Raw genomic sequence first — 25880 nt, forward strand, 5'->3', positions numbered from 1 at the left:
GTGCAGCGCTCATTAGGCGCTGGTCAATGCCCTTTCCTGACAGGACGACTCTATGACAAGACTCACGGTGCAATCCGGCGATTTCTTGCAAGGTGAAGGCGAGTATCGCAATGGATCGCTCACACTCAAGACCCCGCGCAGCCCTTCCCCGGGTGAGCGGATTTCCCTGGCCCGCATCAGCGACCTCAGGCTGGCCAGCCTCGAAACCAACCGCAGCTTGGGCAGCGCCCTGGGCTGGGGCGTCGCCGGGGCCCTGGTGGCCGGGCCGGTGGGGCTGCTTGCCGGGCTGTGGCTAGGCGGCAAGGAGCAAGAAGCCACCTTCCTGGCCACCTTCAAGGATGGGCGCAAGCTCATGGCCATTACCGACGGCAAGACCTGGTCGAAGATCGATGACAGCTGGCGCCAGCACAAGCGCCCCGCCGACCAGGGCTGAATATCGCGGGGCCTGGATCGTTTTATGCTGAAGGCGGCTGCTAAGATGCCGCCTTTTTCATGGCCTGTGCCCATCCAGGAGCCCCGCATGCCCCCGTGTCACCCCCGCCTGCCCCTGAGCCTGCTCAGCCTGGGCCTGGCCCTGCATTGCCCCCATGTGCTCGCCGAAGACAGCGTGGTGCTGGCCCCACTGCAGGTGTCCGACACCTATGCCAACGACGGCTACCAGGCTCGCCAGGCAGCGGTGGGCAGCTTCCAGCCCGCGCCCTTGCTTGATACCCCTGCCACCATCAGCGTGTTCAGCCAGCAACTGCTGGAAGACCGCCAGGTGCGCAAGCTCAGCGAAGTGCTGCAAAGCGATGCCTCGGTTGGCGAAAGCTATGCCCCCATCGGCTACTACGAAAACTTCAACGTCCGAGGCTTCGAGCTGAATGCCGCCAGCAGCTACCGCATCAACGGCCAGACCATCGCTGGCGAGCAGAACGTGGCCCTTGAGAACAAGCAGCAGGTAGAGCTGCTAAAGGGCTTGTCGGGGCTGCAAAGCGGTGTGTCGGAGCCGGGCGGGCTGATCAACTACGTAACCAAGCGCGCCGAGGATGTGCACAGCGTGACGGTGTCGACCAACGAACAAGGCGAACGCTACCTGGCCACCGACCTGGGCGGCTGGTTTGGCAGCGAAAAACAGTTCGGCCTGCGCGCCAACCTCGCCCATGAAGACATCCGCTCCTACGTCGACCACGCAGATGGCAAACGCGACTTCGCTTCGCTGGCATTCGACTGGCAGATCAGCCCGGATGCCACCCTGCAGCTGGATGCCGAATACCAGCACCGCGAGCAGCGCTCGGTGCCGGGTTATCAACTGCTGGGTGGCACCGAAGTGCCCCACGGCATCGACCCGGACGACCGCCTGGCTTACCAGGATTGGGCAAAGCCTGTGCAAAACGACTCGCTGAACCTGGGCGGGCGCTTCGAGTACCGCTTCAACGAGGCCTGGACCGGCACCTTGAGTGCCTCGCGCAGCAAGGTGGTGATCGACGATTACAGCGCGTTTGCCTGGGGAAGCGAAGAAGGCTGGCAGTCTCATTTCAGCCCGGAAGGCGACTACGACATCTATGATTTCCGCAGCCCTAACGACACCAGGCGGGTCGATGAGGCACAGGCGATGCTAAACGGACGGTTTGACGTTGCTGGTAACACCCATGAGCTGACCGTGGGTACCAGCGCTCAACGTCGGACGCTGGATCAGCGCACCTACTACAACGAACTTCTGGAACACCCCGGGAATATCTACACAGGCTCCCCGGCCCAAGCGCCCTCCGACAAGCCCATTGGCGCCAGCGAACGCCGGCTGGACAGCCGCCAGTACGGCCTGTTCGTCAGCGACCGCATCAGCTTCAACGAACAGTGGCAGACCGTGCTGGGCGCCCGTGAAGTGCGCCTGGATGAAAAGACCTGGGACGAGAACGGTGTTGCCGGGCGCCATACCCGCCAATCCGAGTTGCTTCCCAATGCTGCACTAATTTACAAGCCGCAGCCGGACACGACGGTATACGCCAGCTATGCCAAAGGCCTGTCTGCCGGTGGCACGGCGCCGTGGTTTGCGCTGAACAAATTCGAAAATCTTGCGCCGACGCCTTCGCACCAACTGGAACTTGGCCTCAAGCACGACTGGCAAGGCGTGAGCTTCAGCGCCGCGCTGTTCCAGATCCGCCAGGCCTACCAGTACGCACGCCCGGACGGTGCTGGCAACTTCACCTACGTACAGCAGGGCCAGCAGAAAAACACCGGCCTGGAGCTGGGCGCCAGCGGCTGGGTGAGCCAGAACCTGCAAGTGCAGGCCAGCGCCGCAGCCATTCGTGCGCGGGTGAAAAACAGCGGTACCGATGCCTATGAAGGCCATCAGGCAATCAATGTGCCCAGGTTCCGGGCAGCACTGCACGTGCAATACTCGCTGCCGGTACCGGGCTTGGCACTGCTGGGCGGGGCGCGTTACAGCGCCAGCAAGTATGCGAGCCAGGCCGGCAATGTGGAAGTTGGCGGGTACACCGTGTTCGATGTGGGGAGCCGGTATCGTACGCGCATTGGCGGGTATGACACGGTGCTGCGCCTGACCGTGGATAACGTGTTCGACAAACGCTATTGGCGCGATGTGGGGGATTACCTGGGGGATAACTACCTGTTCCAGGGCGCGCCACGCACGGCTCGGCTGTCGGCCTCCGTCAGCTTCTAGGTTCGTTGGGGCTGCTTTGCAGCCCATTCGCAGCACGAGGCTGCTCCTACAAGGGACTGCGCCAGTTGCAGGGCTCGCGCCCTCCTGTAGGAGCAGCCTTGCGCTGCGAATGGGCCGCAAAGCGGCCCAAATGGCCCTGAAAACAAAAAGCCCCCGGGCTTTTCAGCGCGGGGGCTCTTCGTAGAATGTGGCGGTGAAGAAGGGATTTGAACCCTTGATACGATTTCTCGTATACACACTTTCCAGGCGTGCTCCTTCGACCACTCGGACACTTCACCGTTTCTCTTCAAGCCTTGCGGCCCGTCGAGGTGCGCTAATTTAGTGAAAGACATTCCCTTTGGCAAGCACTTTTTTCAAATTTTTCATGTATTTGCATTTGGACCGCGGTGAACACTGACCGACCAGTCAGCCTTGCTGCTTTACCTGGCCTCTGGCGCTGGGTAACGTCGTCGCCACGCCAACAAAAGGACTCTGCCATGAGCGAGCTGATTACCTACCACGCCGAAGACGGCATCGCCACCCTGACCCTGAACAACGGCAAGGTCAACGCCATCTCGCCAGACGTCATCACCGCCTTCAACGCCGCGCTCGACCGCGCGATCGAAGACCGTGCAGTGGTGATCATCACCGGGCAGCCAGGCATCCTGTCGGGTGGTTACGACCTCAAGGTGATGACCAGCGGCCCGAAAGAGGCCATCGGCCTGGTCACTGCCGGCTCCACCCTCGCCCGCCGCCTGCTGTCGCACCCGTTCCCGGTGGTGGTTGCCTGCCCGGGCAATGCCGTGGCCAAGGGTGCCTTCCTGCTGCTGTCGGCCGATTACCGCATTGGCGTCGAAGAAGCCAAAGGGCCCATGTACAAGGTGTGCCTGAACGAAGTGCAGATCGGCATGACCATGCACCATGCCGGTATCGAACTGGCCCGCGACCGCCTGAGCCCCGCAGCCTTCCACCGCGCGGTGATCAATGCCGAAGTGTTCGACCCGCACGCGGCGGTCGATGCCGGCTTCCTCGACAAGGTGGTGCCTGCCGAGCAGCTGCAAGAAGCGGCGCTGACGGCGGCGCGTGAGTTGAAGAAGCTGAACATGCTGGCGCACAAGAACACCAAGCTGAAAGTGCGCAAAGGCCTGCTGGAGGCGCTGGACAAGGCGATCGAGCTGGACCAGCACCATATGGGCTAGGCGCACCGGCCTCTTCGCGGGCACGCCCGCTCCCACACGAAAACCACAATCTTCAGGCATGTGGTAATGCTGTTGGAGCGGGCGTGCCCGCGAAAGGGCCGGCCCAGACCTACACCAAGGTTTGCCCGAACCAGTGCACACCCGTACACTCCGGCGACCGTCTGGTGTGAGTCGTACCATGCTTTATTCCTTGCGCATGCTTCTGCTGGCGCTGCATTTCCTTGTGGTTGGCATCGTGGGCCTGGTCATTGGCCTGTGCCGCCCTTTCAACCCCGACAACAGCCGGGTATTCGCCCACCTCTACAGCCGGCCGGCCACCTGGCTGATGCGCATCAAGGTCAAGGCCGAGGTCGGCCCGCTGTGGGACCAGCCCCCCGGTTGCGTGATCATCGCCAACCACCAATCCAACTACGACCTGTTCGTGGTGGGCCAAGCGGTGCCACGACGCACCGTGGCCATCGGCAAGAAGAGCCTGGGCTGGGTGCCGTTGTTCGGCCAGCTGTTCTGGCTGGGCGGCAACGTGCTGATCGACCGCAAGAACAGCTACCAGGCCCGCAAGGCGCTGCAGGAAACCACCCGCGTGCTGCAGGATGACACCTCGATCTGGGTATTCCCCGAAGGCACGCGTAACCCTGGCGAACACTTGCTGCCCTTCAAGAAAGGCGCGTTCCACATGGCCATCGAGGCAGGTGTGCCGATTGTGCCGGTGTGCGTCAGCCGCTACGCCACGCGCATGAACCTGAACAGCTGGCGCCAGCGCACGGTAGTAGTGCGCTCACTGCCGCCCATCGCCACCGCCGGCATGACCCAAAAGGACATTCCGGCGCTGATCGAGCAGTGCCGGGTGCAGATGCAGCAATGCATCGACCGCATGGAACACGAGCTGGCCTGAAGCGGGTTGCTCTTGGGCCGGGTACGGCCCAAGCTGTACCCCGTGTTCAACCGGAATAAGCGGGCAACCATGGGTCGAGTCGTGGCATCGGCGGTGTACAGCGCCGGCAGAAAGGTCACCAACATCAGCATCGACGAAGGCAGCGAGTGGGCGCGCAAGCCGGGGCACTTTGTGTGGATCGGCCTGGAAGAGCCCAACGCCGAGGAGCTGGCCAACCTGCAATGCCAGTTCAACCTGCACGAACTGGCCATCGAAGACGCCCTGGAAAAGCACAGCCGGCCCAAACTAGAAACCTTCGGCGACGCGCTGTTCATCGTCACCTATTCGCCAGTGCGCCACGAAGGCAAGCTGGAGTTCATCGAAACCCATATCTTTGCCGGCAACGGTTACATCATCACCTGCCGAAATGGCCACTCCAAGTCCTACGCCCTGGTGCGCCAGCGCTGCGAGGCCCGGCCGCTGCTGCTGGAGCACGGTGAAGACTTTGTGCTGTACGCCCTGCTCGACTTCGTCACCGAGAACTACCAGCCGGTCAGCGAGGCCATTCATGGCGAGATCGAAGAGCTGGAACAAAGCGTGCTCGGCGGTTCTTTGCAGGAAGACGACATCCGCCGCCTGCACAGCCTGCGTCGCGACATCCTGCGCCTGCGCCGCTATGTGGCGCCGATGGTGGAAGTGAGCGAGGAGTTGCAGCGCCTGAGCTTCCCGTTTATCGACAAGAACATGCGCCCGTATTTTCGAGATGTGCAGATCCACGTGACACGGCAGATGGAAGACCTGGCCGGCATCCGTGACATCGCCAGCCAGACCATAGAGATCGGCATGCTGCTGGAGTCGTCACGGCAGAGCATCGTGCAACGCAAGTTCGCGGCCTGGGCGGCGATCCTGGCGTTCCCTACGGCGATTGCCGGGATTTACGGCATGAACTTTCAGAACATGCCGGAGCTGGGGTGGCACTATGGGTATTTCGGGGTACTGGGGGTAATCGTGCTGGGGTGTACGGGGTTGTTTGCCAGCTTCAAGAAGTCTGGCTGGCTCTGAGATTACTGGGGCCGCTTTGCGGCCCAATCGCCGGCAAGCCAGCTCCCACAAGGGCTCCACAGGCCTCCCGGCAGTGCAGTCCTGTGGGAGCTGGCTTGGGCGATTGAGCTGCAAGGCAGCCCCACAAGGGCTCCACAGGCCTCCCAGGCAGTGCAGCCCTGTGGGAGCTGGCTTGCCGGCGATTGGGCTGCAAGGCAGCACCACAAGGGCTCCACAGGCCTCCCAGGCAGTGCAGCCCTGTGGGAGCTGGCTTGCCGGCGATTGGGCTGCAAGGCAGCACCACAAGGGCTCCACAGGCCTCCCAGGCAGTGCAGCCCTGTGGGAGCTGGCTTGCCGGCGATTGGGCTGCAAGGCAGCACCACAAGGGCTCCACAGGCCTCCCAGGCAGTGCAGCCCTGTGGGAGCTGGCTTGCCGGCGATTGGGCTGCAAGGCAGCCCCTGCCACTACGCCGCGTTATGCTTGCTCGTTGGCTGCTGGACAAAGCGCATCATCCACTCCCCCACCAGGTCGCCTTGGTGCTCGCTAGCCAGGCTGGCCACGGCCTTGTGGTACACCTCATCCCCCAGGTACTCCTGGCGGGCATCCAGCAGCGCGCGGGAGTAGTCGTGCACGAACTCCGGGTGGCCCTGGAAGCACAGCACCTGGTCACGAATGTGGTACGCCGCATTCGGGCAGAAATCGCTTGAAGCAATCACCGTGGCGCCTTCCGGCAATTCGGTCACCTGGTCCTGGTGGCTGATCAGCAAGGTCAGCTCCGACACCTCCGGGTCCATCCACGGCGCATGGGCCGCCAGCGAGTAGCGATGGATGCCCACGCCCCAGCCCTTGTCGGCCCGCTCGGCCTTGCCACCCAGGGTCAACGCCAGCAACTGATGGCCAAAACACACACCCAACAGCTTCTCGCCACGCTCGTACAGTTTCAGCAAGTAGGCCTTGAGTGTCTGGATCCAGGCATCGGTACCGAACGAATCGGCCTTGCTGCCCGTCACAAGGTAGGCATCAAACACTTCATTGTCGGCGGGATAGTCGCCGTGCATCACGTTGTAGACACGAAATTCGGCGGCGATCGGCTGACGCGAGAAGAGCTGCTCGAACATCCTGCCGTAGCCCTGGTACTGCGCCGTCAACTCCGGTCGCAGGACATCGGTTTCAAGGATGCAGATGCGTAACGACATAGGGGTAGTCCTGAACGACATGGGTGGGAATCTGCTGTAGAGACTGACGCGAAAGGCACGTACAAGCAAGTAGGCTGCACTGACGAACGGTCACATTTCGTCGGTAACCGCCTGGCACTTGCGCCACTGTCTAGCCGGAGCATGCCAGCCAGATGGCACATGGCCTCATAGCGAATGGAAATCACTGACCCAGACAATTAGAACAAAGGGTTCTCAAACATGGATCACACACACCCTACTGTTGGTTGTATATCCACTTTCAAGAGGCAGGCAGTTGAGGCACCACGCGGTGCCACTGTGATCGACCCGAAGCGCGACAAGGAAGCCAACGGGTATTCAGGAATAACAACAAGAAGGCGGTCCGCCATGTTCAGACAATCGAAAATTCGCCAAGCTGGGCTCATTCTTTTTGCCACGACTTTGCTGTTGATTTTGCCGAACCTGACACGTTTGTTCGGCTGACAGCGGCGGTGGCGCCAACAGGCAGCACACAGGTAACCTGCCGGCCTTGATGGTCGGAGATTGCCCATGCGCCACTGCCTTGCCCTGTTTGCGTTGTTCCTGAGCCTGCCGCTGTCGGCAGCGCAACTGCACCTTGAACTGGGTGCCAGCGCGCGCGAGTGGAGCAGCGCCGAGTTGCTCGGCCACCCAGAGGCGCAGGATATCAGCGTCGATCAGGATGTTTCCTACAAACGCCCCATGCACTATCGGGCGGTGCCGTTGGCCACGCTGCTTGTAGGCGTGAGCCCCAGCGATCACCTGCAAGCCGTGGCACTGGATGGCTTTGCCGCCGAGATGCCCGCCGCAACGCTGCTGCAGCAAGGGCCGGCACGGGCCTGGCTGGCCGTGGAACACCCCGACAAGCCCTGGCCCGCACTGGGCAAGGGCAAACCCAGCGCGGGGCCGTTTTATATCGTGTGGACAGAACCCCGGGCCAGCGGCATCCGCCCGGAGCAGTGGCCATTCCAGATTTCTACCCTGCGTAAACTGGCGGCTGTCGAGACGCGGTTCCCGGCATTGCTACCCGACCCGAAGTTGCCAGCTGACAGCCCCGTGCGCGAGGGCTTTGCCTTGTTCCAGCAGAACTGCATGGCGTGCCACCGCCTGAACGGCGCCGGGGATGCGCAGATGGGGCCGGATTTGAACATGCCGCACAACCCGACCGAGTATTTTCAACCGGGTTATTTGCGCAAGTTGATTCGCGACCCGCAAAGCCTGCGGCAGTGGCCACAGGCAAAGATGCCGGGGTTTACTGAAAGTGTACTGAGTGAACAGGAGCTGGATGCCTTGCTGGCCTATCTGGGGCACATGGCCGGGCGTAAACCGTAAGCGCAGCGTGTGCTTTTTCGCGGGCTTGCCCGCTCCCACAGGATCACCACAGGGCTAAACATTGTGAGATACCTCTGGGAGCCCCGCGAAAAAGGCAACGGATAGCTTCAGGCAGTCTGCCGTTCGTGCTTGACGCCCCACCCTTCCACCTCCCCCCCATAAGGTGTCACCAGCTGCTCAAAGGTCTCTTCAAAGTCGCCAATACCGCCATAGGTGGCGTACATGACCTTGCTCAGCTCCAGGTGCCAGGCACCGTCGCCCAGCTCTTTCACCTGGGCATTGAGCGATTCGCCACGAAACTGCCCGGCGGCACGACGGGCCCCTGCTTCGTCGGGGAATACGGCATAGAACTCGATGGGGTGGATCTGGGTGAAGTCGAAACCGCCTGCTTTCATCTGGCGCAGGACGTTGGTGCTGATATCGTCGTTCTGGCTGCTCATGAATCGTCCTCCTGAATAAAGCAATGGATAGACTTTCCGTGCACTACGCACCTGCCGGCAATCAATGGCCGAACAGTTCGAGCTGATGCAAGACGCGAATTGAAACGGCGCCAACCCGCAGAATAGGCGGGCACCTTTCATCATCGTAGCGCCTGAACAGGCGCCACGCAAACGTGTGGGTCAAGGCGCTTCGTGGATGCTGGTGATGGTCACCCCACTATGCTCCTTGAGCCAGCGGGCGGTCGGGGAGATGGTGCGGTCCTGGAAGTCGTTGAGGTCCAGTTCATCCATAACCGGGAACAGCTGCGAACGGATGGCCCTTGCGGCTTCCTCTTCGCTGGGACGATGCTCAGCCCGCAGCATCATGGTGGACGGTTCGCCTTTTTGATCGGCAAAAGTGACTTCCCACTCTTTCATTGAACAAGTCCTCCCAATCCAGAGACACCAAGGTGTGATGCCTGATCAACTGACCTTGGGGCTGGGAAAATGTTCAGTCTGTAAGGGCCTCTTCGCGCGGCAGGCCCGCTCCCACAGGGATATCAACGGCGGGATTGCGATGATATCCCTGTGGGAGCGGGCTTGCCCCGCGAACGGGCCGCAAAGCGGCCCATTTTGCAGCCTTACTTCGGTGTGCCGTGTACCACACCGGCCGTGTTATCCAGCAGGCTCTTGGTCGCCGTCTGGATATACGCTTCCAGCTTCTTCAGCATTTCCGGCTGGTCCGGGCTTTCGATCAGCTCGGCCTTGAACTCGCTGCCCAGCTGGTAGCGGTACATGCGCGGGGTCATGTCCTTGGACTCGATCAGGATGCGGTCGCCCTGCACCAGGCCGACGATCTGCTCGCTGCCCGAGGGCTTGATCATGCCCATGCCCTGGTCACCCTCAGGCAGGTTGAGCAGGTCGCGCCCCCAGCACTGGTGGCGGGTCTCGCCACCCAGGCGGCCCATGATGGTCGGCACGATGTCGACCTGGGTGCCCACGGTGTGATTCACCGCACCAAACTTCTCCTGAATGCCCGGGGCAATCAGCAGCAGCGGCACGTTGAAACGGCCCAGGTCCAGCTCGGTGACTTGCTGGTGATTGCCAAAACCATGGTCGCCGACGATGACGAACAGTGTTTCCTTGAAGTAAGGCTCTTTGCGCGCCTTCTCGAAGAACTGGCCCAGCGCCCAGTCCGAATAACGCATGGCAGTGAGGTGCTCGTCCAGGCGGCCTTGCCCGGTGACCTTCTCGACCGGCAGGTCTTTGGGCAGCGCGTACGGGGTGTGGTTGGACAGGGTCTGCAGCAGCGCGTAGATCGGTTTCTTGCCGTCGTGCTTGGCCAGTTCCTCGTTGCCGCGGTCGAACATGTCCTGGTCGGACACGCCCCAGGTCGGGTCGGAGAACACCGGGTTGACGAAGTCGTTACGGCCGATGAAGGTGGTCATGCCCTGGTTGCCGAAGAACCCGGACTGGTTATCCCAGGCAAAATCGCCGTTGTAGACGTACACGTCGTCGTAATCACGGGCGCTGAGCAGTGCCGGCAAGCCAGACAGCTTGTGGCCACCTTCCGGGGTCTGCATCAGGTATTCGAAGCCTGGCAGGTTGGGGAAGCAGGCCATGGTGGCGAACATGCCCTGGTGGGTATGGGTGCCGTTGGAGAAGAAGCGGTCGAACAGCAGGCCTTCTTTGGCCAGCTTGTCGAAGTACGGGGTGATGTTGTTGGGGCTGCCCAGCGCGCCCACCGAGTGGCCGGCGAAGCTTTCCATCAGGATCACCACCACGTTCTTGATCGGCAGGGTGCGCTCAGCCGGCGGCACGAAGTCGCGGCGGATGGCAGCCTCGTCGGCATCGACCAGGGTGTCGTGGGGGGTCAGCAGCTGTTCACGCACGCTTTGCGTGGCCACGTTCTGCTCCAGCACCGGCTTCCAGATGTTGGCGCGGTCTTCGCCAAAGCGGCTCTTGGCGGCGTCGATCAGTGTCAGGGTGCCGTTCAGGCCCAGCTGGTTGACGAAGTTGGAGTCGGTGGTGAAGGCATCACCCCAGCGCATTGGCGGGCCTTGGCGCAGGGTGCCACGGGCAGCGACCACGGCCACCAGCAAAATCACCATGAACACTGCCACGCGTTTGTACCACGGGGCAACGCGGTGCAGGCCATCGCCACGGGTGGCGCGGTCGATCCCTTTGAACAGCAGGCTCAGCAGCCAGGTGCCGAAGGCCCAGGCCAGCAGGTAGCGCACCACCGGGAAACCGTACCAGAGCATGCTCATGACGGTTTTAGGGTCTTCCTTGATGTACTGGAACACCAAGCCGTTGAGGCGCTGGTGGAACTCGCGGTAGAAGTCCATTTCCATCAGGCCGAGGAACATCACCACGCTCGAGGTGAGGGTCAGCCAGAAGCGGAACACGCCACGCCGGGCCATCGCCCAAGGGCTGAGGATGGCCAGCAGCAGCGGAATGCTGAGGTACACCACTACCCGCAGGTCGAAGCGCAACCCGTTGAGGAAGCCTTCGGCGACGGTCGAATAAGGGGTATCGCCGATCATGTCGCTGTTGTAGACCAGCAGCGCCAGGCGCACCAGGCTGAGCATCAGCATGATCACAAGGCCGCTGAGCAGCGTGTAGGCCAGGTGGGATTTCAGGGTCGGCGAAAACGACGTTCGCGCGCCCTGTTGCTTCAAGGCGTCCGTGTTAGCCATGAATGGGAAGGTCCTAGGATTGCGGTTTGCGAAGAGGCGCTGGCGCTAGACCAACGCAGCATTGTGCGGGTGCGGATTCTGTTTAAACCAATGTGAAAATTTTGTCACTGGGATGTTGCGGCTTTTGTCTGTGCCGGCCTCTTCGCGGGCTTGCCCGCTCCCACAGGAGCCCCACAACTGTTGAGAGCGACGCAATACCTGTGGGAGCGGGCGAGCCCGCGAAAAGGCCGGCACAGGCGTTCAGATGCGCACATTCCCCCGCGGCCCGGCAATCGCCCAGATCACCAGCCCCACCACCGGCAGCAGTGCAATCAACAAGATCCACAACACCTTGATACCCACCTCGCTGCCACTCTTGATCACATTGAGGATGGCCCAGATATCCAGCGCCAGAATGATCAGCCCGACCAGGCTGTTGAATGTAGACCCCATGCTTAAACTCCTTGCCCAGAGGCTTTGCTGCACAGCATAGCCAGCTATCGCACCAATAGAAGGGAATCCTTGGCCGTTGGCGCAGGTCCCTGAGTAGACTGACTGCAATAATTGATTCGAGGTTCGCATGCCCCCCGCACACAGCCAAAGCGCCGCCCCATCGTCACTGCTGCACGCCTGGCGCCAGCAGGTTGCCAATACCCCCTGGCTCAGTGCCGGCCTGGGCCTGAGCCTGCTGGCTGTGGTCGCACTGCTGGCGGCCAGCTTCTGGAATGCGGTTAACGGCGACCATGCCGATAACCTGCACCTGGCCGTGCTGGGTGGGTTGTCCGGCTTTGGCGCCACCGCACTGGGTGCGGTGCTGGCAGTGGTGCTGCGCGACGTCAGCGCCCGCAACCAGGATGTGATGCTTGGTTTTGCGGCCGGCATGATGCTGGCCGCCAGTTCGTTTTCGCTGATTCTGCCGGGCCTGGACGCCGCCCGCGAGATCACCGGCAACGGCCCCGCTGCGGCGTTTACCGTGGTGTTAGGCATGGGCCTGGGCGTGCTGCTGATGCTGGGCCTGGACCGTTTCACCCCGCATGAGCACGAAAGTACCGGCCCGTGCGGCCCTGAGGCCGAGCGCATCAGCCGGGTGTGGTTGTTCGTGCTGGCGATCACCCTGCACAACCTCCCCGAAGGCATGGCGATTGGCGTGAGCTTCGCCAATGGCGACATGAACATCGGGCTGCCACTGACCAGCGCCATCGCCATTCAGGACATCCCTGAGGGGCTGGCCGTCGCGCTGGCCCTGCGCGCCACCGGGCTGTCGAACATGAAAGCCGCACTGGTTGCGATCGGGTCCGGGCTGATGGAGCCGCTGGGTGCGGTAATCGGGCTTGGGATTTCGACCGGTTTTGCCCTCGCCTACCCGATCAGCATGGGACTGGCGGCGGGGGCGATGATCTTTGTGGTAAGCCACGAGGTGATCCCCGAAACCCACCGTAACGGGCACCAGACGGCGGCGACCTTGGGCTTGATGGGCGGGTTTGCGGTGATGATGTTTCTGGATACCGCGCTGGGCTGAAGTTTTGAGGTTGCCAGTGCCGGCCTCTTCGCGGGCTTGCCCGATCCCACAGGAACTCCGCTGTCCTCAGGCCCGGTTTTATACCTGTGGGAGCGGGCAAGCCCGCGAAGAAACAAACGATGAAATCAGACGTGTACAGCGACTTTCAGGGCTTCGAGGGCCGGCTCGACCTTGATGCCCAGCTCGGCCCCCAGCTCCAGCACCCGCGCCAGGTCGTTCTGGCCCACCATCACCACCTGCAGCTCGTCATCCAGCAGCTGGCTGAAGTTCAGCAGCACATAACCACCGGCTTCTTTGTTCAACGCGCCCATCTGTACCTGGATGCGGTTGAGCGCGGTCAGTGGCTCGGTGCGGGCCAGCTGCTTGGGCTTGAGGGTGAACGGCACGCTGTTGTCGAACGAGTCGCTGATCTGCTGGAACAGGTCCTGGTAGCTGTCGGCCTGGAACACCACCGTGTCCGGCAGGCTGCCCAGCACCACCCATTCACCCAGCGGGATTGGGAAGCTGTCGTCGTAGTTGATGTCCGGGTTGGCTGCCAAGAAAGCGGCCGGGTCGGCGTAGGCCTGGGCGGCCTCGTCGGCGATGCGCTCGATGTCGGCCTCACGCATGCAGCCGGCGCCAATGAGGCTGATGAATTCGAGCAACTGAGTTTTCATGAAAGGGGGCCTGCGACGGGTGAAAAGTCGCCAAGGATAGCCGCAAATGCCCCCTTGCGGTTAGCCGGCCAGCGTTTGCAGGCGTGCAGCAGCGTCCACTGCACCCATGGTTTGCGCCGCCATCAGCGCGGTGGCGCCGCGGGCATCCTGGCGCGCCGGGTCGGCGCCCTGGGCCAACAGGTATTCAAGGATTTCGCTGCGGTTGAACATGGCCGCCAGCATCAACGCGGTGCGCCCGTCCTGCGCAGCGGCGTCCACCGGCACGCCGTGCTCCAGCAGCAGGCGGATCATGGCCAGGTCCCCCTTGAACGCGGCTCCGGCAATGGGCAACTGGCCGTTGTCGTTGGCAATCAGCGGGTCGGCACCTTGCGCCAGTAGCACGCGCACCGCCTCGTGGTGGCCGTGGTAGCTGGCCAGCATCAGTAGCGTGTCACCCTTGTGGTTGCGCAGGTTGGCCGGCAGGCCACTGGCGAGCAAGCGCCCAAGCATTTCGGCATCGCCCTGGCGGGCACGTTCGAATACCTGCTCTGCGAATGCAGCGGTTTCGTCATCGGTCATGGTGGCGGGCGCGGTTTGGCTGGACATCGGGAACCTCCTGGCATAAATGATTGCCCAAGTCTTTGTCAGGCACGCCATTGCGGTCAAAGGTTCAGATTCTATAGGGCCGATAGGCAAAGCCGGATCCGTGCAAAATGCACTGTGCAAAATGCACGACCATGCAACCTGCACGGTGCCGCCTCTGAAAACAACCCATAAGTGACTGAATTTACTGGATTTTTCTTGCAATCAAGTTCTGGCACGGTCGCTGCAACCATCAACTCATGTCTGCCACATAACAGCCAGGAGTTGATATGGACCTCATCCAGCAAAAGTTCGTCTCGGTATTTTCGGCCTATCAAGTGAACACCCAGGCGCGCCCTGATGGCGGGGTGTTGCTTACCCTGCGCGCGACGGATGGCAAGGTGACCCGCCGGGTGTTGACCTATGGGCAACTGCACAGCGCCGAACAGCTGTCCTGGGCGATCAGCGCCATCCGCCGTGACTTGGCTGAACAGGCCAGTGAATTGCCGGTGATTGGCATGCTGCAAAGCCAGCAACGGTTTGCCCTGCCGACCTACCGCTGAGTTTTGTATTGCCAGATCTGGCCTCTTCGCAGCACAAGGCTGCTCCTGCAAGTGAACGCGACCGCCGACCGGACGCGATCTCCTGTAGGAGCAGCCTTGTGCTGCGAAGAGGACGGCAAGGCCGTCAGAATTGGTCAATCCCCAGAAACGCCCGCGCAGTCGCATCCCCGGTAAACTGCGCCTGCACGCCTTGCTCGCTGCCATACAGACGCAGCGCCAGGCAAAACGGCGTATCGCCCAGCTCTACCCAGCGACGCGTGCCCGCTGGTACCACCAGCTGATCACCCTTCTCGCACAGTACCGAGTACACCCAGTCGCCCAACCGCAGGCCAACCTGAGCACGTCCACTGACCACGGCAAACACCTCTTCGGCGCCATGCACATGCTCATCGCGTACATCGGCCTGCACCGGGGCTTCACCGTCACGGTTCAACAACACGCAGGCCTTGCTGCCGTGTGCTGTCATCAACTGGTCCAGATGCTCACGGCATACGTCCAGCACCTCGTCTTGCGCTGTGCCGGGCCGCACCCGCAGGCCATGCTCGCGGTGGGTAAAAAGCACGCCCTGTTCGGCCAGGGTAACGGCGATGTCCTCGTGGTGGGTCAGCACCTTGTTCGGCAGTTCCGGGCTGGCGGGGTGGAAAACGCTGAGAATGCTCATCAGGGGCGGGTCCTGGTCGGTTGCGAACAAAGGGCAATGATAACGGCTGCAGCCAAGGCTGCGGCACTGGCCATACCAAAGGTGAAGGTGGGGCCCAGCAGTTTCCAGCTGTAGCCCGAATACAATGCCCCCAGCGCACCGCCGGTGCCCGACAGCGCCGCGTACAATGCCTGGCCCTGGCCCTGCTGGCGGGCGCCGAAACTGGCTTGCACGAACGCGATGCTGGCAGCGTGGAAGCAGCCGAATGTGGCCGCGTGCAGCAGCTGGGCGAAGATCAGCACGGCCGGTTCCTGGGCCAGATTGCCCAGCAACACCCAACGCAGCGCCGCCAGCAGGAAGCTGACCAGCAATACGCGTTGCACACTGAAGCGCGCGAACAGCCGGCTCATGACCATGAACATCAGCACCTCGGCCACCACCCCCAGCGCCCACAGCAGGCCGATGGCACTGCGGCTGTAGCCCAGGTGCTCAAGGTGCAGGGTAAGGAAGGTGTAGTACGGCCCGTGGCTGAGTTGCATCAGCGCCACACAGGCGTAGAACGCGATCACCCCCGGGGCACGCAACTGCTGCACAAAACCACCCGCCCCGCTGCGCTCGCCCTGCTCCACCGGCTGGGCATTGGGCACCCACAGGCTGGCGGCGACGATGCCGGCCATGATCGTGACCAGGGCCACCGGGTAGATGTCCAGGCTCAGCCATTCGAACAGGCGGCCCAAGCCAACCACCGTGAGGATGAAGCCGATCGAGCCCCACAGGCGCACCTGGCTGTAGCGCGCTGTTTGCCCGTGCAGGTGGGCCAGGGTGATGACCTCGAACTGCGGCAGCACGGCATGCCAGAAGAACGCATGCAGGGCCATCACCAGCGCCAGCCAGGCGTAGCTTTTGCCGAAGAAGATCAGGGCGAAGGTGGCCAGGGTAGACAACGCGCCCAGGCGCACGATCAGCAAGCGCTGGCCGGTACGGTCGCCCAGCCAGCCCCACAGGTTGGGGGCGATGCAGCGCATCAGCATGGGAATGGCCACCAGCTCGCCGATGCGCGCCGGGGAGAAGCCCAGGTGGTCGAAGTACAGCGCCAGGAAGGGGGCGGTGGAGCCTAGCAGGGCGAAGTAAAAGAGATAGAAGCTGGACAGGCGCCAGTAGGGAATTGCGGGCATGGGTTCAGCCAATCATGTTGTGTCCTGCAGTGGCCTCTTCGCGGGCTTGCCCGCTCCCACAGGGATATCACAGGACCCGAGGGCCGCTTAATACCTGTGGGAGCGGGCAAGCCCGCGAAGAGGCCTGTGCAGGTGAATCAGAGCTGGCCCAGCACCGGGGTGGTTACCTTCACATCGGCATTCTGTGCGCGGTGGCGCAGCAGGTGGTCCATCAGCGCGATGGCCATCATCGCCTCGGCGATCGGCGTGGCGCGGATGCCCACGCACGGGTCGTGGCGGCCTTTGGTGATGACGTCCACCGGGTTGCCGTCGACGTCGATCGAGCGGCCCGGGGTGGTGATGCTGGAGGTCGGTTTCAGCGCCAGGTGGGCAACGATTGGCTGGCCCGAAGAAATGCCGCCCAGGATGCCGCCAGCGTTATTGCTGAGGAAGCCTTCCGGGGTGAGCTCGTCACGGTGCTCGGTGCCGCGCTGGGCCACGCTGGCGAAGCCGGCGCCGATTTCCACGCCCTTGACCGCGTTGATGCTCATCAGCGCATGGGCCAGTTCTGCGTCCAGGCGGTCGAAGATCGGTTCGCCCAGGCCCGGCATCACGCCCTCGGCCACCACGGTGATCTTGGCACCCACCGAGTCCTGGTCACGGCGCAGTTGGTCCATGTACGCCTCCAGCTCCGCCACCTTGTCCGGGTCGGGGCTGAAGAAGGCGTTCTGCTCCACCGATTCCCAGGTCTTGAACGGGATTTCGATCGGGCCCAACTGGCTCATGTAGCCACGCACGGTGATGCCCTGGGTGGCCAGATACTTCTTGGCGATGGCACCGGCGGCCACGCGCATGGCGGTTTCGCGGGCCGAGCTGCGGCCACCGCCGCGGTAGTCGCGGATGCCGTACTTGTGGTGGTAGGTGTAGTCGGCGTGGGCCGGGCGGAACAGGTCCTTGATGGCCGAGTAGTCCTTGGACTTCTGGTCGGTGTTGCGGATCAGCAGGCCGATCGAGCAACCGGTGGTGCGGCCTTCGAACACGCCGGAAAGGATTTCCACCTCATCGGCTTCCTGGCGCTGGGTGGTGTGCCGGCTGGTGCCGGGCTTGCGCCGGTCGAGGTCATGCTGCAGGTCGGCCAGGGAAATTTCCAGGCCCGGTGGGCATCCATCGACAATGGCGACCAACGCCGGGCCATGGCTTTCGCCAGCGGTGGTGACAGTGAACAGCTTGCCGTAGGTATTACCGGACATGGACGCTCCGCGAGTTCTGCCTGAAATGGACGAAAGCGGCAGTATACAGATGGATTGGTTGTCTGTACTGGCCCTATCGCCGGCGAGCCAGCTCCACAGGTAATCTACAAGGCCTGGGCCTGTTGCAGAACTGTGGGAGCTGGCTTGCCGGCGATAGGGCCGAGCCTGCAACACACAACCCTAGAACCTTCCCGCAAACACTGGGTCAAACCTTCATCTCCCCATGTAGTACCGCATGATGTCGCGCCTCGTCGCCTTGCTCTTCCTGCTGTGCACCGGCCTGGCCCAGGCCGCCGCCCCTACCGTGCTGCAACGCCCGATCGACCTGGACACTGGCCAGGGCGTGCTGCACGGCAGCCTGCTGCTGCCGCAACAGGCCACCCCGCCGCCGGTGGTGCTGATCATCGCTGGTTCCGGCCCCACCGACCGCGATGGCAACAACCCGGCGTCGGGCCGCATCGACAACCTCAAGCGGCTGGCCCTGCTGCTGGCCAGCGAGCACATCGCCAGCGTGCGCTACGACAAGCGCGGGGTGGCTGCCAGCCAGCCGGCCACGCCCGATGAGCGCGACCTCAGCGTGGAGCGCTACGTGGCCGATGTGGTCGCCTGGAGCCACAAACTCAAGGCCGACCCGCGCTTCGGCCCGCTGATCCTGGTCGGCCATAGCGAAGGCGCGCTGATCGCCAGCCTGGCCGCCGAGCAGGCCGGCGCCAGCGCAGTGATCACCTTGGCCGGCAGCGGCAGGCCGCTGGCCGACGTACTGCGCGAGCAACTGGCCCAGCGCCTGCCCCCGGCGCAACTGGCCGGTGGCAGCGCCCTGCTCGACCGCCTGCAGGCCGGGCAAACCAGCCTGGAAGTGCCCGCGCCACTGCGCCAGGTGTTCCGCCCCAGCGTGCAGCCGTACCTGATCTCGCTGTTCCAGCAGAACCCGGCGGCAGCCTTTGCCCGCCTGCCCATGCCCGCATTGATCGTGCAGGGGCGCAACGACGTGCAGGTGGACGTGACCGACGCCGAACGGCTGAAGGCGGCCAAGCCGGATGCGCAGCTTGTGCTGATCGACGGCATGAACCACATGCTGCGCATCAGCCCCCGGGGCATGAGCCAGCAGCGCGACAGCTACCTCAACCCCGAGCTGCCGCTGGCGCGCGAGCTGGGGGAGCGAATTGTGACGTTCATCCAGCATTTGCCTTCGGCGTGAGGTAAACGGGCTCAGGTCCGTGGCAAGCCTGCCGATACAGCAGGCATAGCCGAGGACAAGCCTGATGACCACAGCCCCCGCCGCCGTAGAGCCGGCCGATGAACCCCAGGAAAGCCCTGCCCTGCCTTGGGCCGAGCTGGCCGCCGAACACTTCCAGCTGCTGCGCCTGGCCGCTCTGCCCACCGACCGCAGCACCGGCGCACGGCCGCTGCGCTTTGTGCAGTTCGGCTATGCAGAGCGCCACGACAAGGCCCACAGCCTGCTGCGCATGGAAATCCAGTTGCCTGGGCAAAAGGTGCACAAAGAGCAAAACCGCCTGGATATCCGCGTCGACCATGCCGAGCGACTGGTGCGCATTGGCAGTGAACATGGCCTGCAACTGGAGCCGGTGAACCGTGGCATCGGCCGCTTCATGCTGGCCCAGGCCGCACAGTGGCTGCAGCGCAAATGGCCGCACTACCGGGTGGAAGGCATGGCGCTGCCGAGCAAGGATTCCCTCAACGAGGACTCACGCCTGCGCCGTGACCACTGCTTGCGCGGGGTGGGTATCGAGGTGGAGTACGAGGACGGTCAGCACCTGAAGGGACGTACCGTGGACATGACCGTCGGCCAGCTGAAGGCCGCATGGAGCAACGAGCGCTTGCAGCGGGTGGACATTCTGGATGCTGCCAACCTGCTGCAGCAGGCGGACCAGCAGTTGCAGGAAAAGGAAGGGCAACTGCGCGAGCGCGATGAACGGGTGGCCAAGTACCACCGCGAAGACAGCGGCCTGCGCTTTACCATTACCTGCCTGGTGGCGTTTGCGGTGTTTCAGGCGGGGTTGTTGATCTGGATAGCCACCCGCTGACGCCGCGTCGCGGCCATCGCCGGCAAGCCAGCTCCCACAGGATTACCACAGGCTTGAATATTGTGAATAACCTGTAGGAGCCGGCTTGCCGGCGATTGGGCTGCAACGCAGCCCCTCCCGACCTAAACGCGGGCCTTGAACAATTCCTGATGCTGGCGGCACTGCTCCGCGGTGAGCATGAACACCCCATGCCCGCCACGCTCGAACTCCAGCCAGGCAAAGTCCACCTCGGGGTACAACGCCTCGACATGGATCTGGCTGTTACCCACTTCAACAATCAGCAAGCCCTTGTCGGTCAGGTGGTCTGCAGCTTCCGCCAGCATGCGCCGCACCAGGTCCAGGCCGTCGTTGCCGCAGGCCAGGCCCAGTTCTGGCTCGTGGTGGTACTCGGCCGGCATATCGTCGAAGTCTTCGGCATCGACATACGGCGGGTTGGACAGGATCAGGTCGAAACGCTGCCCCGGCAAACCGCCAAAGCCATCGCCCTGCACGGTGTACACACGGCCGTCCAGGCCATGGCGCTCGATATTCTGGTTGGCCACTTCAAGGGCCTCGAACGACAGGTCGGCCAGCACCACCTCGGCCTCGGGGAACACGTCGGCCGCGACGATACCGATGCAGCCCGAACCCGTGCACAGGTCGAGAATGCGCGCCGGCTCGCTCGCCAGCCACGGCTCGAAGCGTTTTTCGATCAGTTGGCCAATGGGCGAGCGCGGCACCAGCACACGTTCGTCGACGATGAACGACATGCCGCAGAACCAGGCTTCGCCCAACAGATAGGCGGCTGGCACCCGCTCTTCGATACGGCGCTTGAGCAAATGCTGCAGGCGTACCCGCTCGTCGTCCTCGAGCATGCAGTCCAGGTAGCTGTCGGCCACCTCCCATGGCAGGTGCACTGCGCCCAGCACCAGCAGGCGGGCCTCGTCCCAGGCGTTGTCGGCACCGTGGCCGAAGAACAGGTCGTGCTCGTGGAAGCGGCTGACCGCCCAGCGGATGTAGTCGCGCAACGTGCGCAGACGGGATGTGATCACGGGGTACTCCTATTTCAGACCGGACAAAAGTCTAACAGCCCCACCCGCACATTTGTTCGTTTGCAGCGCCCAAAGGCTAGCCACAGGCCAGTAACCATGCCGCTTGCGTTGTCAACCATTCCCATTGGCGTCAAGGCAGGGGACAATAGGTATACAAAAGCCCTTCCAAGGAGCCCTTGATGTCCGTTCCAACCACGATGTTCCGCCTCACTGGCCGCGACTACCCGCCGGCCAAGCTGAGCCACGCCAGCCTGATCATCATCGATGCGCAAAAGGAGTACCTCAGTGGGCCCCTGCAGCTGTCGGGCATGGACGAGGCCGTGGCCAACATCGCCAGGTTGCTCGACGCCGCCCGCAAGAGCGGCCGTCCGATCATCCATGTTCGCCACCTGGGCACAGTCGGTGGCCGCTTCGATCCACAGGGGCCTGCCGGCCAGTTCATTCCGGGGCTGGAGCCGCTGGAAGGTGAAATCGTCATTGAAAAGCGCATGCCCAACGCATTCAAGAACACCCAACTGCACGAAACGCTGCAGGCGCTTGGCCATCTCGACCTGATTGTCTGCGGCTTCATGAGCCATTCCAGCGTCAGCACCACCGTTCGCCGCGCCAAGGACTATGGTTACCGGTGCACCCTGGTGGAAGACGCCTCGGCAACCCGCGACCTGGCCTTCAAGGATGGCGTCATCCCGGCGGCGCAGATTCACCAGTGCGAAATGGCCGTCATGGCCGACAACTTCGCTTGCGTGGCCCCCACCGCCAGCCTGATCTGAGCGGCTGGGCATGACCGCCCGGCAGCCGGGCGGAACCCGATGGGCGGCGGCAGGTCGAATTCCGGATATCCACAGAGGAGAGCGGAATGAAGCTTAAAGGCAGTTTCGACGCCAAGCGCCTGCGCACGCGCCAGCCGCGTAACTGGGGTGCCCGCCTGGCGGCCGGCCTGTCGGCGCTGCTGGCGACCCTGGGCGTGCTGCTGGCCATGGCCGGCGTCGCAGGCCTGCTGGGCAACTACCCTGCCCTGCAAGAACTCAATACCAACAAGCCATTGTCCAGCATCCTCACCGGGGCTGGCTTGTTGCTGCTGTGGCTGGGCGTGCGTTTCTGGCGGCGCAGCCGCATTCGCTTGCGTCGCGGGCGGGAACTGAACCTGTCGCCGCATCTGATGAAAAAGCACGACTGATGATTTTATGTCGCCTGTGCGGGCCTCTTCGCGGGTAAACCCGCTCCCACAGGTACACCGCTGCCCTCAGGTTCAGTGATATCCCTGTGGGAGCGGGTTCACCCGCGAAGAGGCCCGCACAGGCTGCACATGGCCCCACAGTCGCGTAAACTACGCCGCCCACGTGGAGGCATCATGCAAGACGACGATTTTTCCCTGTTCAAGGCCGAAGTGCGTGGCGTAAAGCAAATTCGCCACGACCGCGCCGAAGTCGGCAAGCCCAAGGCCGACCGCCAGAAGCTGGCCGGGCTGCGCCAGGCTGCAACCGTGCGCAGTGACAAGGCCCTGGTCATCGACGGCATGTCCGACCAGTTCGTCATCGACGTTGGCGCCGAAGACGAGCTTATGTGGCGCCGCGACGGCGTGCAGGAAGGCCAGCTGCGCAAGCTGAAGCTGGGCCAGATCCCGTTCGAGGGCAGCCTCGACCTGCACGGCATGACCGTGGAAAAGGCCCGCGAAACCCTGTGGGACTTCATAGCCGAAGCCACCAAGCTGGAAGTGCGTTGCGTACGGGTTACCCACGGCAAGGCGGCACGCCTGGACGGCAAGCGCCCGATGATCAAGAGCCACGTCAACACCTGGCTGCGCCAGCACCCGCAAGTGCTCGGTTTTGCCTCGTGCAGCGCCCGCCACGGCGGCACTGGCGCGGTGTATGTGATGCTCAAGCGAACCATGCTCGAAGGCCGCGACGAGTAACGCCGCGCTTGCAGCGCCGCCCTCACCGCCGTAACCTTCGTTTTTGCGATTTTTTCCCACAGGTAGATCCATGTCCCTGGAACAGAACTACACCGAGATCCTCAGCCAGATTGGCGAGGACGTCTCCCGTGAGGGCCTGCTCGACACGCCCAAGCGGGCTGCAAAGGCGATGAAGTACCTTTGCCGCGGTTATGAGCAAACACTGGAAGAAGTCACCAACAACGCTTTGTTCAGCTCTGACAACAGCGAAATGGTGCTGGTCCGGGACATCGAGCTGTATTCGATGTGCGAACACCACATGCTGCCGTTCATCGGCAAGGCACACGTGGCCTACCTGCCCAAGGGCAAGGTACTGGGCCTGTCGAAGGTAGCGCGCATCGTCGACATGTATGCCCGTCGCCTGCAGATCCAGGAAAACCTCAGCCGCCAGATCGCCGAAGCCGTGCAGCAGGTCACCGGTGCCGCCGGTGTAGCCGTGGTCGTCGAGGCCAAGCACATGTGCATGATGATGCGCGGTGTCGAGAAGCAGAACTCGACCATGATCACCTCGGTGATGCTGGGTGAGTTCCGCGATAACGCCGCCACCCGCAGCGAGTTCCTCAGCCTGATCAAGTGATTGGCTGCTGACCCCAAGCCGACCCCCTCCGGGTCGGCTTTTGCATTTCAGGAGTTGCCCATGATCGTCAAAGCCCTGCGGGTTGGCCTCGGCCAGCTCATCGTGTTCGCTGACTGGATCAGCCGCCCGGCCAAGCGCAAGCGCGACGCCGCTGCCCAGGCCCGCGTCGAGCAGGCGGCCAAGGGCCTGGAGCTGTACCAGTTCCATGCCTGCCCGTTCTGCGTCAAGACCCGCCGTACCCTGCACCGGCTGAACGTGCCGGTGGCGCTGCGCGATGCCAAGAACGACCCGGTGCACCGCCAGGCCCTGCAGGAAGGTGGCGGTCGGGTGAAAGTGCCGTGCCTGCGCATTGAAGAGGCCGGCAAGGTGACCTGGATGTATGAGTCCAAAGCCATCATTGCCTACCTGGATGAGCGGTTTGCCTCGGCCTGAAAGCTTCCAGTCAGCCTGTATCGGCCCTATCGCCGGCAAGCCAGCTCCCACAGGTTAATCACAGGGCTGAATATTGTGGGGTCCCTGTGGGAGCTGGCTTGCCGGCGAGAGGGCCAGCAGAGGCTGACAATCAGCCCACCATCGGCACATGCCGCGGGTGGCTGCTGACACGCTCCAGCCAGGCCCGGACCGCCGGGTATTCGGCCAGGTCGAAGCCGCCCTGCTGCGCCACATGGGTGTAGGCATACAAGGCCACATCGGCAATCGAGTACTGCTCACCTACCAGGTAAGGCGTCATCTGCAGCTGTCGCTCCATCACCCTCAGTGCCTTGTAGCCGCCCTTGTGCAGCTTGCGGTACTCATCTAACCGCTCATCCGGCAGCCCCAGGTAAAACTGGATAAAGCGCGCCACGGCAATGTACGGCTCATGGCTGTACTGCTCGAAGAACTGCCACTGCAACACCTGCGTGCGCAGGCGCGGTTCGCTGGGCAGGAACTCACTACCATCGGCCAGGAAGTTGAGAATGGCATTGGACTCCCACAGGTAGCTGCCGTCCTCCAGCTCCAGCACGGGCACCTTGCCGTTGGGGTTCATCGCCAGAAACTCGGGCGTTTCGGTTTCGCCCTTGAGGATGTCCACCGGGTGCCATTCATACGGCCGGCCCAGCAGGCTCAACATCAGCTTGACCTTGTAGCAGTTGCCCGACTGGTAGTCGCCATAGACCTTGTACATCGCCCCTCCCCTCCCAAGCAGTTTCGCAATTGCGCCCAATAGTTGGCGACTGTACGGCTAAAAGCAATGGCCGCTGTATGGCAAGGATCAATCTTGCTCGCTGTAGTCTGAAAAAACTGCTTACACCTTTACAAGGACTTTGTTCATGACCGATGCCACTTCCGCACGCCTGCGGCCCCTGGCAGATACCTCCCCGTCGGCGGTGGTCGCCGGCTTCATCGCCATGCTCACCGGCTATACCAGTTCGCTGGTGCTGATGTTCCAGGCTGGCCAGGCGGCCGGGCTGACCACCGCGCAGATTTCGTCATGGATCTGGGCGCTGTCGATCGGCATGGCGGTGTGCAGCATCGGCCTGTCGCTGCGCTATCGCACGCCGGTCACCGTGGCCTGGTCTACCCCCGGCGCCGCGTTGCTGATCACCAGCCTGGGCGGGGTGAGCTATGGCGAAGCCATTGGTGCCTATATCACCTGTGCCGTGCTGGTGCTGATCTGCGGCCTCACTGGCAGCTTCGAGCGCCTGGTCAAGCGTATCCCGGCCTCGCTGGCCTCGGCATTGCTGGCGGGCATCCTGTTCAAGATCGGCAGCGAAATCTTCGTTGCGGCGCAGCATCGCACATTGCTGGTGCTGGGCATGTTCTTCAGCTACCTGTTGGTCAAACGGCTGTCGCCGCGTTACTGCGTACTGGCGGCGCTGCTGGTGGGCACGGCACTGTCCGGTGCCTTGGGCCTGCTGGACTTCAGCGGCTTCCACCTGGAAGTGGCCAAGCCGGTGTGGACCACTCCGAGCTTCTCGCTGGCGGCCACCATCAGCATTGGCATTCCGCTGTTCGTGGTGGCCATGACCTCGCAGAACATGCCCGGCGTGGCCGTGCTGCGCGCCGACGGCTACCAGGTGCCAGCCTCGCCGCTGATTTCGGCCACGGGCTTTGCCTCCCTGCTGCTGGCGCCATTCGGCTCGCACGGGGTCAACCTGGCGGCGATCAGCGCAGCGATCTGCACCGGGCCGCACGCCCATGAAGATCCGAGCAAGCGCTATACCGCCGCGGTGTGGTGCGGGATTTTCTACGGTATTGCCGGGGTGTTCGGCGCGACGTTGGCGGCGCTGTTTGCAGCGTTGCCGAAAGAGCTGGTGCTGTCGATTGCCGCACTGGCACTGTTCGGCTCGATCATGAACGGGCTGACGGTGGCCATGAGCGAAGCCCGCGAGCGGGAGGCGGCAGTGATTACCTTCATGGTCACCGCCTCGGGGCTTACGTTGTTCTCGATTGGCTCGGCGTTCTGGGGGATTGTGGCGGGGGTGCTGGCCTTGATGATCCTCAACCCGCGCAAGGCCTGAGGTTTATTGGTGCCTGTGCTGCGAAGAGGCCCGCACAGGCAGCAGACATTCCGGGCC

28 protein-coding genes and 1 tRNA gene are annotated in these 25880 nt (G+C 63.0%); 16 read left to right on the plus strand and 13 right to left on the minus strand.

The genetic code is table 11. The features are described from left to right. Nucleotides 1–52: 52 nt before the first annotated feature. Both WF331_RS21075 and WF331_RS21080 read left to right on the plus strand, forming a co-directional pair. Nucleotides 53–433 carry a hypothetical protein gene (locus WF331_RS21075; RefSeq protein ID WP_049274871.1) on the plus strand — a complete coding sequence of 127 codons (381 nt, stop codon included), beginning with the start codon at nucleotides 53–55 and terminating at the stop codon, nucleotides 431–433. Nucleotides 434–520: 87 nt separating this feature from the next. Next, a complete protein-coding gene (locus WF331_RS21080) occupies nucleotides 521–2662 on the plus strand; it encodes a TonB-dependent siderophore receptor (protein ID WP_340623262.1) in 2142 nt (713 codons plus the stop codon). Nucleotides 2663–2850: 188 nt separating this feature from the next. On the opposite strand, the gene WF331_RS21085 is transcribed toward WF331_RS21080, so the two are convergent. Then, nucleotides 2851–2940, minus strand: a tRNA-Ser gene (locus WF331_RS21085). A 198-nt stretch (nucleotides 2941–3138) separates the two neighbouring features. On the opposite strand from WF331_RS21085, the gene WF331_RS21090 reads away from it, so the two are divergent. The 3 genes from WF331_RS21090 (at nucleotide 3139) to WF331_RS21100 (ending at nucleotide 5773) form a co-directional block, all read left to right on the plus strand. Next, nucleotides 3139–3840, plus strand: a complete 702-nt coding sequence (locus WF331_RS21090) for a crotonase/enoyl-CoA hydratase family protein (RefSeq protein WP_016500949.1) — start codon at nucleotides 3139–3141, stop codon at nucleotides 3838–3840. 178 nt (nucleotides 3841–4018) lie between these two features. After that, complete coding sequence (locus tag WF331_RS21095; RefSeq protein WP_284400371.1) at nucleotides 4019–4732, plus strand: lysophospholipid acyltransferase family protein; 714 nt, start codon at nucleotides 4019–4021, stop codon at nucleotides 4730–4732. Between the two features lie 69 nt (nucleotides 4733–4801). Further along, entirely contained in the window at nucleotides 4802–5773 is a 972-nt protein-coding gene (locus tag WF331_RS21100; protein WP_024717731.1) for a magnesium and cobalt transport protein CorA, read from the plus strand. A 444-nt stretch (nucleotides 5774–6217) separates the two neighbouring features. Here WF331_RS21100 and WF331_RS21105 read toward each other — a convergent pair whose 3' ends face one another. Beyond that, nucleotides 6218–6949, minus strand: a complete 732-nt coding sequence (locus tag WF331_RS21105) for an amidotransferase (protein WP_016500952.1) — start codon at nucleotides 6947–6949, stop codon at nucleotides 6218–6220. A 528-nt stretch (nucleotides 6950–7477) separates the two neighbouring features. Between WF331_RS21105 and WF331_RS21110 the strand changes: the two genes are divergently transcribed. After that, on the plus strand, nucleotides 7478–8278 hold the full coding sequence (locus WF331_RS21110; RefSeq protein WP_340623263.1) for a cytochrome c: 801 nt from the start codon (nucleotides 7478–7480) through the stop codon (nucleotides 8276–8278). Between the two features lie 107 nt (nucleotides 8279–8385). Here the strand turns inward: WF331_RS21110 and WF331_RS21115 are convergent, their stop codons facing one another. The 4 genes from WF331_RS21115 to WF331_RS21130 form a co-directional block, all read right to left on the minus strand. Next, on the minus strand, nucleotides 8386–8718 hold the full coding sequence (locus WF331_RS21115; RefSeq protein ID WP_016500954.1) for a ribonuclease E inhibitor RraB: 333 nt from the start codon (nucleotides 8716–8718) through the stop codon (nucleotides 8386–8388). A 180-nt stretch (nucleotides 8719–8898) separates the two neighbouring features. Next, complete coding sequence (locus WF331_RS21120; protein WP_016500955.1) at nucleotides 8899–9135, minus strand: hypothetical protein; 237 nt, start codon at nucleotides 9133–9135, stop codon at nucleotides 8899–8901. Nucleotides 9136–9338: 203 nt separating this feature from the next. Further along, on the minus strand, nucleotides 9339–11396 hold the full coding sequence (locus tag WF331_RS21125; protein ID WP_174370873.1) for an LTA synthase family protein: 2058 nt from the start codon (nucleotides 11394–11396) through the stop codon (nucleotides 9339–9341). A gap of 240 nt (nucleotides 11397–11636) precedes the next feature. Next, nucleotides 11637–11828: a PLDc N-terminal domain-containing protein gene (locus tag WF331_RS21130; RefSeq protein WP_012271091.1), complete on the minus strand. Its 192-nt coding sequence runs from the start codon at nucleotides 11826–11828 to the stop codon at nucleotides 11637–11639. A gap of 127 nt (nucleotides 11829–11955) precedes the next feature. Here WF331_RS21130 and WF331_RS21135 point away from each other — a divergent pair, with 127 nt between their 5' ends. Further along, nucleotides 11956–12894 (plus strand): ZIP family metal transporter, encoded by a 939-nt coding sequence (locus tag WF331_RS21135; protein WP_049274066.1) that lies wholly within the window; start codon nucleotides 11956–11958, stop codon nucleotides 12892–12894. Nucleotides 12895–13019: 125 nt separating this feature from the next. On the opposite strand, the gene WF331_RS21140 is transcribed toward WF331_RS21135, so the two are convergent. Both WF331_RS21140 and WF331_RS21145 read right to left on the minus strand, forming a co-directional pair. Then, a complete protein-coding gene (locus WF331_RS21140) occupies nucleotides 13020–13550 on the minus strand; it encodes a hypothetical protein (protein ID WP_016500958.1) in 531 nt (176 codons plus the stop codon). Between the two features lie 60 nt (nucleotides 13551–13610). Then, complete coding sequence (locus WF331_RS21145) at nucleotides 13611–14135, minus strand: ankyrin repeat domain-containing protein (RefSeq protein WP_049274071.1); 525 nt, start codon at nucleotides 14133–14135, stop codon at nucleotides 13611–13613. A gap of 266 nt (nucleotides 14136–14401) precedes the next feature. On the opposite strand from WF331_RS21145, the gene WF331_RS21150 reads away from it, so the two are divergent. Further along, nucleotides 14402–14674, plus strand: a complete 273-nt coding sequence (locus tag WF331_RS21150) for a DUF3509 domain-containing protein (RefSeq protein WP_016500960.1) — start codon at nucleotides 14402–14404, stop codon at nucleotides 14672–14674. A gap of 124 nt (nucleotides 14675–14798) precedes the next feature. On the opposite strand, the gene WF331_RS21155 is transcribed toward WF331_RS21150, so the two are convergent. From WF331_RS21155 to aroC, 3 genes are all read right to left on the minus strand, one after another. Next, on the minus strand, nucleotides 14799–15335 hold the full coding sequence (locus WF331_RS21155) for an oxidase (protein WP_284363974.1): 537 nt from the start codon (nucleotides 15333–15335) through the stop codon (nucleotides 14799–14801). Next, nucleotides 15335–16489 carry an MFS transporter gene (locus WF331_RS21160; protein ID WP_016500962.1) on the minus strand — a complete coding sequence of 385 codons (1155 nt, stop codon included), beginning with the start codon at nucleotides 16487–16489 and terminating at the stop codon, nucleotides 15335–15337. Before WF331_RS21160 ends, WF331_RS21155 begins: the two co-directional genes overlap by 1 nt. A gap of 137 nt (nucleotides 16490–16626) precedes the next feature. After that, nucleotides 16627–17718 carry a chorismate synthase gene (aroC, locus tag WF331_RS21165; RefSeq protein WP_284363971.1) on the minus strand — a complete coding sequence of 364 codons (1092 nt, stop codon included), beginning with the start codon at nucleotides 17716–17718 and terminating at the stop codon, nucleotides 16627–16629. Nucleotides 17719–17953: 235 nt separating this feature from the next. Between aroC and WF331_RS21170 the strand changes: the two genes are divergently transcribed. Both WF331_RS21170 and WF331_RS21175 read left to right on the plus strand, forming a co-directional pair. Then, nucleotides 17954–18916 (plus strand): alpha/beta hydrolase, encoded by a 963-nt coding sequence (locus tag WF331_RS21170; RefSeq protein ID WP_016500964.1) that lies wholly within the window; start codon nucleotides 17954–17956, stop codon nucleotides 18914–18916. 64 nt (nucleotides 18917–18980) lie between these two features. Then, nucleotides 18981–19763, plus strand: coding sequence for a hypothetical protein (locus WF331_RS21175; protein ID WP_016500965.1), 783 nt, complete (start codon nucleotides 18981–18983; stop codon nucleotides 19761–19763). A gap of 122 nt (nucleotides 19764–19885) precedes the next feature. Here the strand turns inward: WF331_RS21175 and prmB are convergent, their stop codons facing one another. Then, nucleotides 19886–20794 (minus strand): 50S ribosomal protein L3 N(5)-glutamine methyltransferase, encoded by a 909-nt coding sequence (prmB, locus tag WF331_RS21180; RefSeq protein WP_016500966.1) that lies wholly within the window; start codon nucleotides 20792–20794, stop codon nucleotides 19886–19888. Nucleotides 20795–20973: 179 nt separating this feature from the next. Here prmB and WF331_RS21185 point away from each other — a divergent pair, with 179 nt between their 5' ends. The 5 genes from WF331_RS21185 to WF331_RS21205 all read left to right on the plus strand — a co-directional run bounded on the left by WF331_RS21185 (nucleotide 20974) and on the right by WF331_RS21205 (nucleotide 23754). Next, nucleotides 20974–21564, plus strand: coding sequence for a cysteine hydrolase family protein (locus WF331_RS21185; RefSeq protein WP_012271080.1), 591 nt, complete (start codon nucleotides 20974–20976; stop codon nucleotides 21562–21564). 86 nt (nucleotides 21565–21650) lie between these two features. Further along, nucleotides 21651–21971 carry a hypothetical protein gene (locus WF331_RS21190; protein ID WP_016500967.1) on the plus strand — a complete coding sequence of 107 codons (321 nt, stop codon included), beginning with the start codon at nucleotides 21651–21653 and terminating at the stop codon, nucleotides 21969–21971. 174 nt (nucleotides 21972–22145) lie between these two features. Continuing rightward, a complete protein-coding gene (locus tag WF331_RS21195; RefSeq protein ID WP_043201135.1) occupies nucleotides 22146–22706 on the plus strand; it encodes a Smr/MutS family protein in 561 nt (186 codons plus the stop codon). Nucleotides 22707–22776: 70 nt separating this feature from the next. Then, nucleotides 22777–23322, plus strand: a complete 546-nt coding sequence (gene folE, locus WF331_RS21200; RefSeq protein ID WP_003252789.1) for a GTP cyclohydrolase I FolE — start codon at nucleotides 22777–22779, stop codon at nucleotides 23320–23322. 60 nt (nucleotides 23323–23382) lie between these two features. Next, on the plus strand, nucleotides 23383–23754 hold the full coding sequence (locus WF331_RS21205; RefSeq protein WP_016500969.1) for a glutaredoxin family protein: 372 nt from the start codon (nucleotides 23383–23385) through the stop codon (nucleotides 23752–23754). 130 nt (nucleotides 23755–23884) lie between these two features. Here WF331_RS21205 and WF331_RS21210 read toward each other — a convergent pair whose 3' ends face one another. Next, the gene (locus WF331_RS21210) at nucleotides 23885–24487 is read right to left on the minus strand and encodes a glutathione S-transferase family protein (protein WP_176685806.1); all 603 of its coding nucleotides are present in this window, start codon (nucleotides 24485–24487) and stop codon (nucleotides 23885–23887) included. Nucleotides 24488–24632: 145 nt separating this feature from the next. Between WF331_RS21210 and WF331_RS21215 the strand changes: the two genes are divergently transcribed. Next, the gene (locus WF331_RS21215; protein WP_016500971.1) at nucleotides 24633–25823 is read left to right on the plus strand and encodes a benzoate/H(+) symporter BenE family transporter; all 1191 of its coding nucleotides are present in this window, start codon (nucleotides 24633–24635) and stop codon (nucleotides 25821–25823) included. Nucleotides 25824–25880: the final 57 nt, after the last annotated feature.

The organism is Pseudomonas sp. YNh (assembly GCF_037993085.1).
GTDB lineage: Bacteria > Pseudomonadota > Gammaproteobacteria > Pseudomonadales > Pseudomonadaceae > Aquipseudomonas > Aquipseudomonas putida.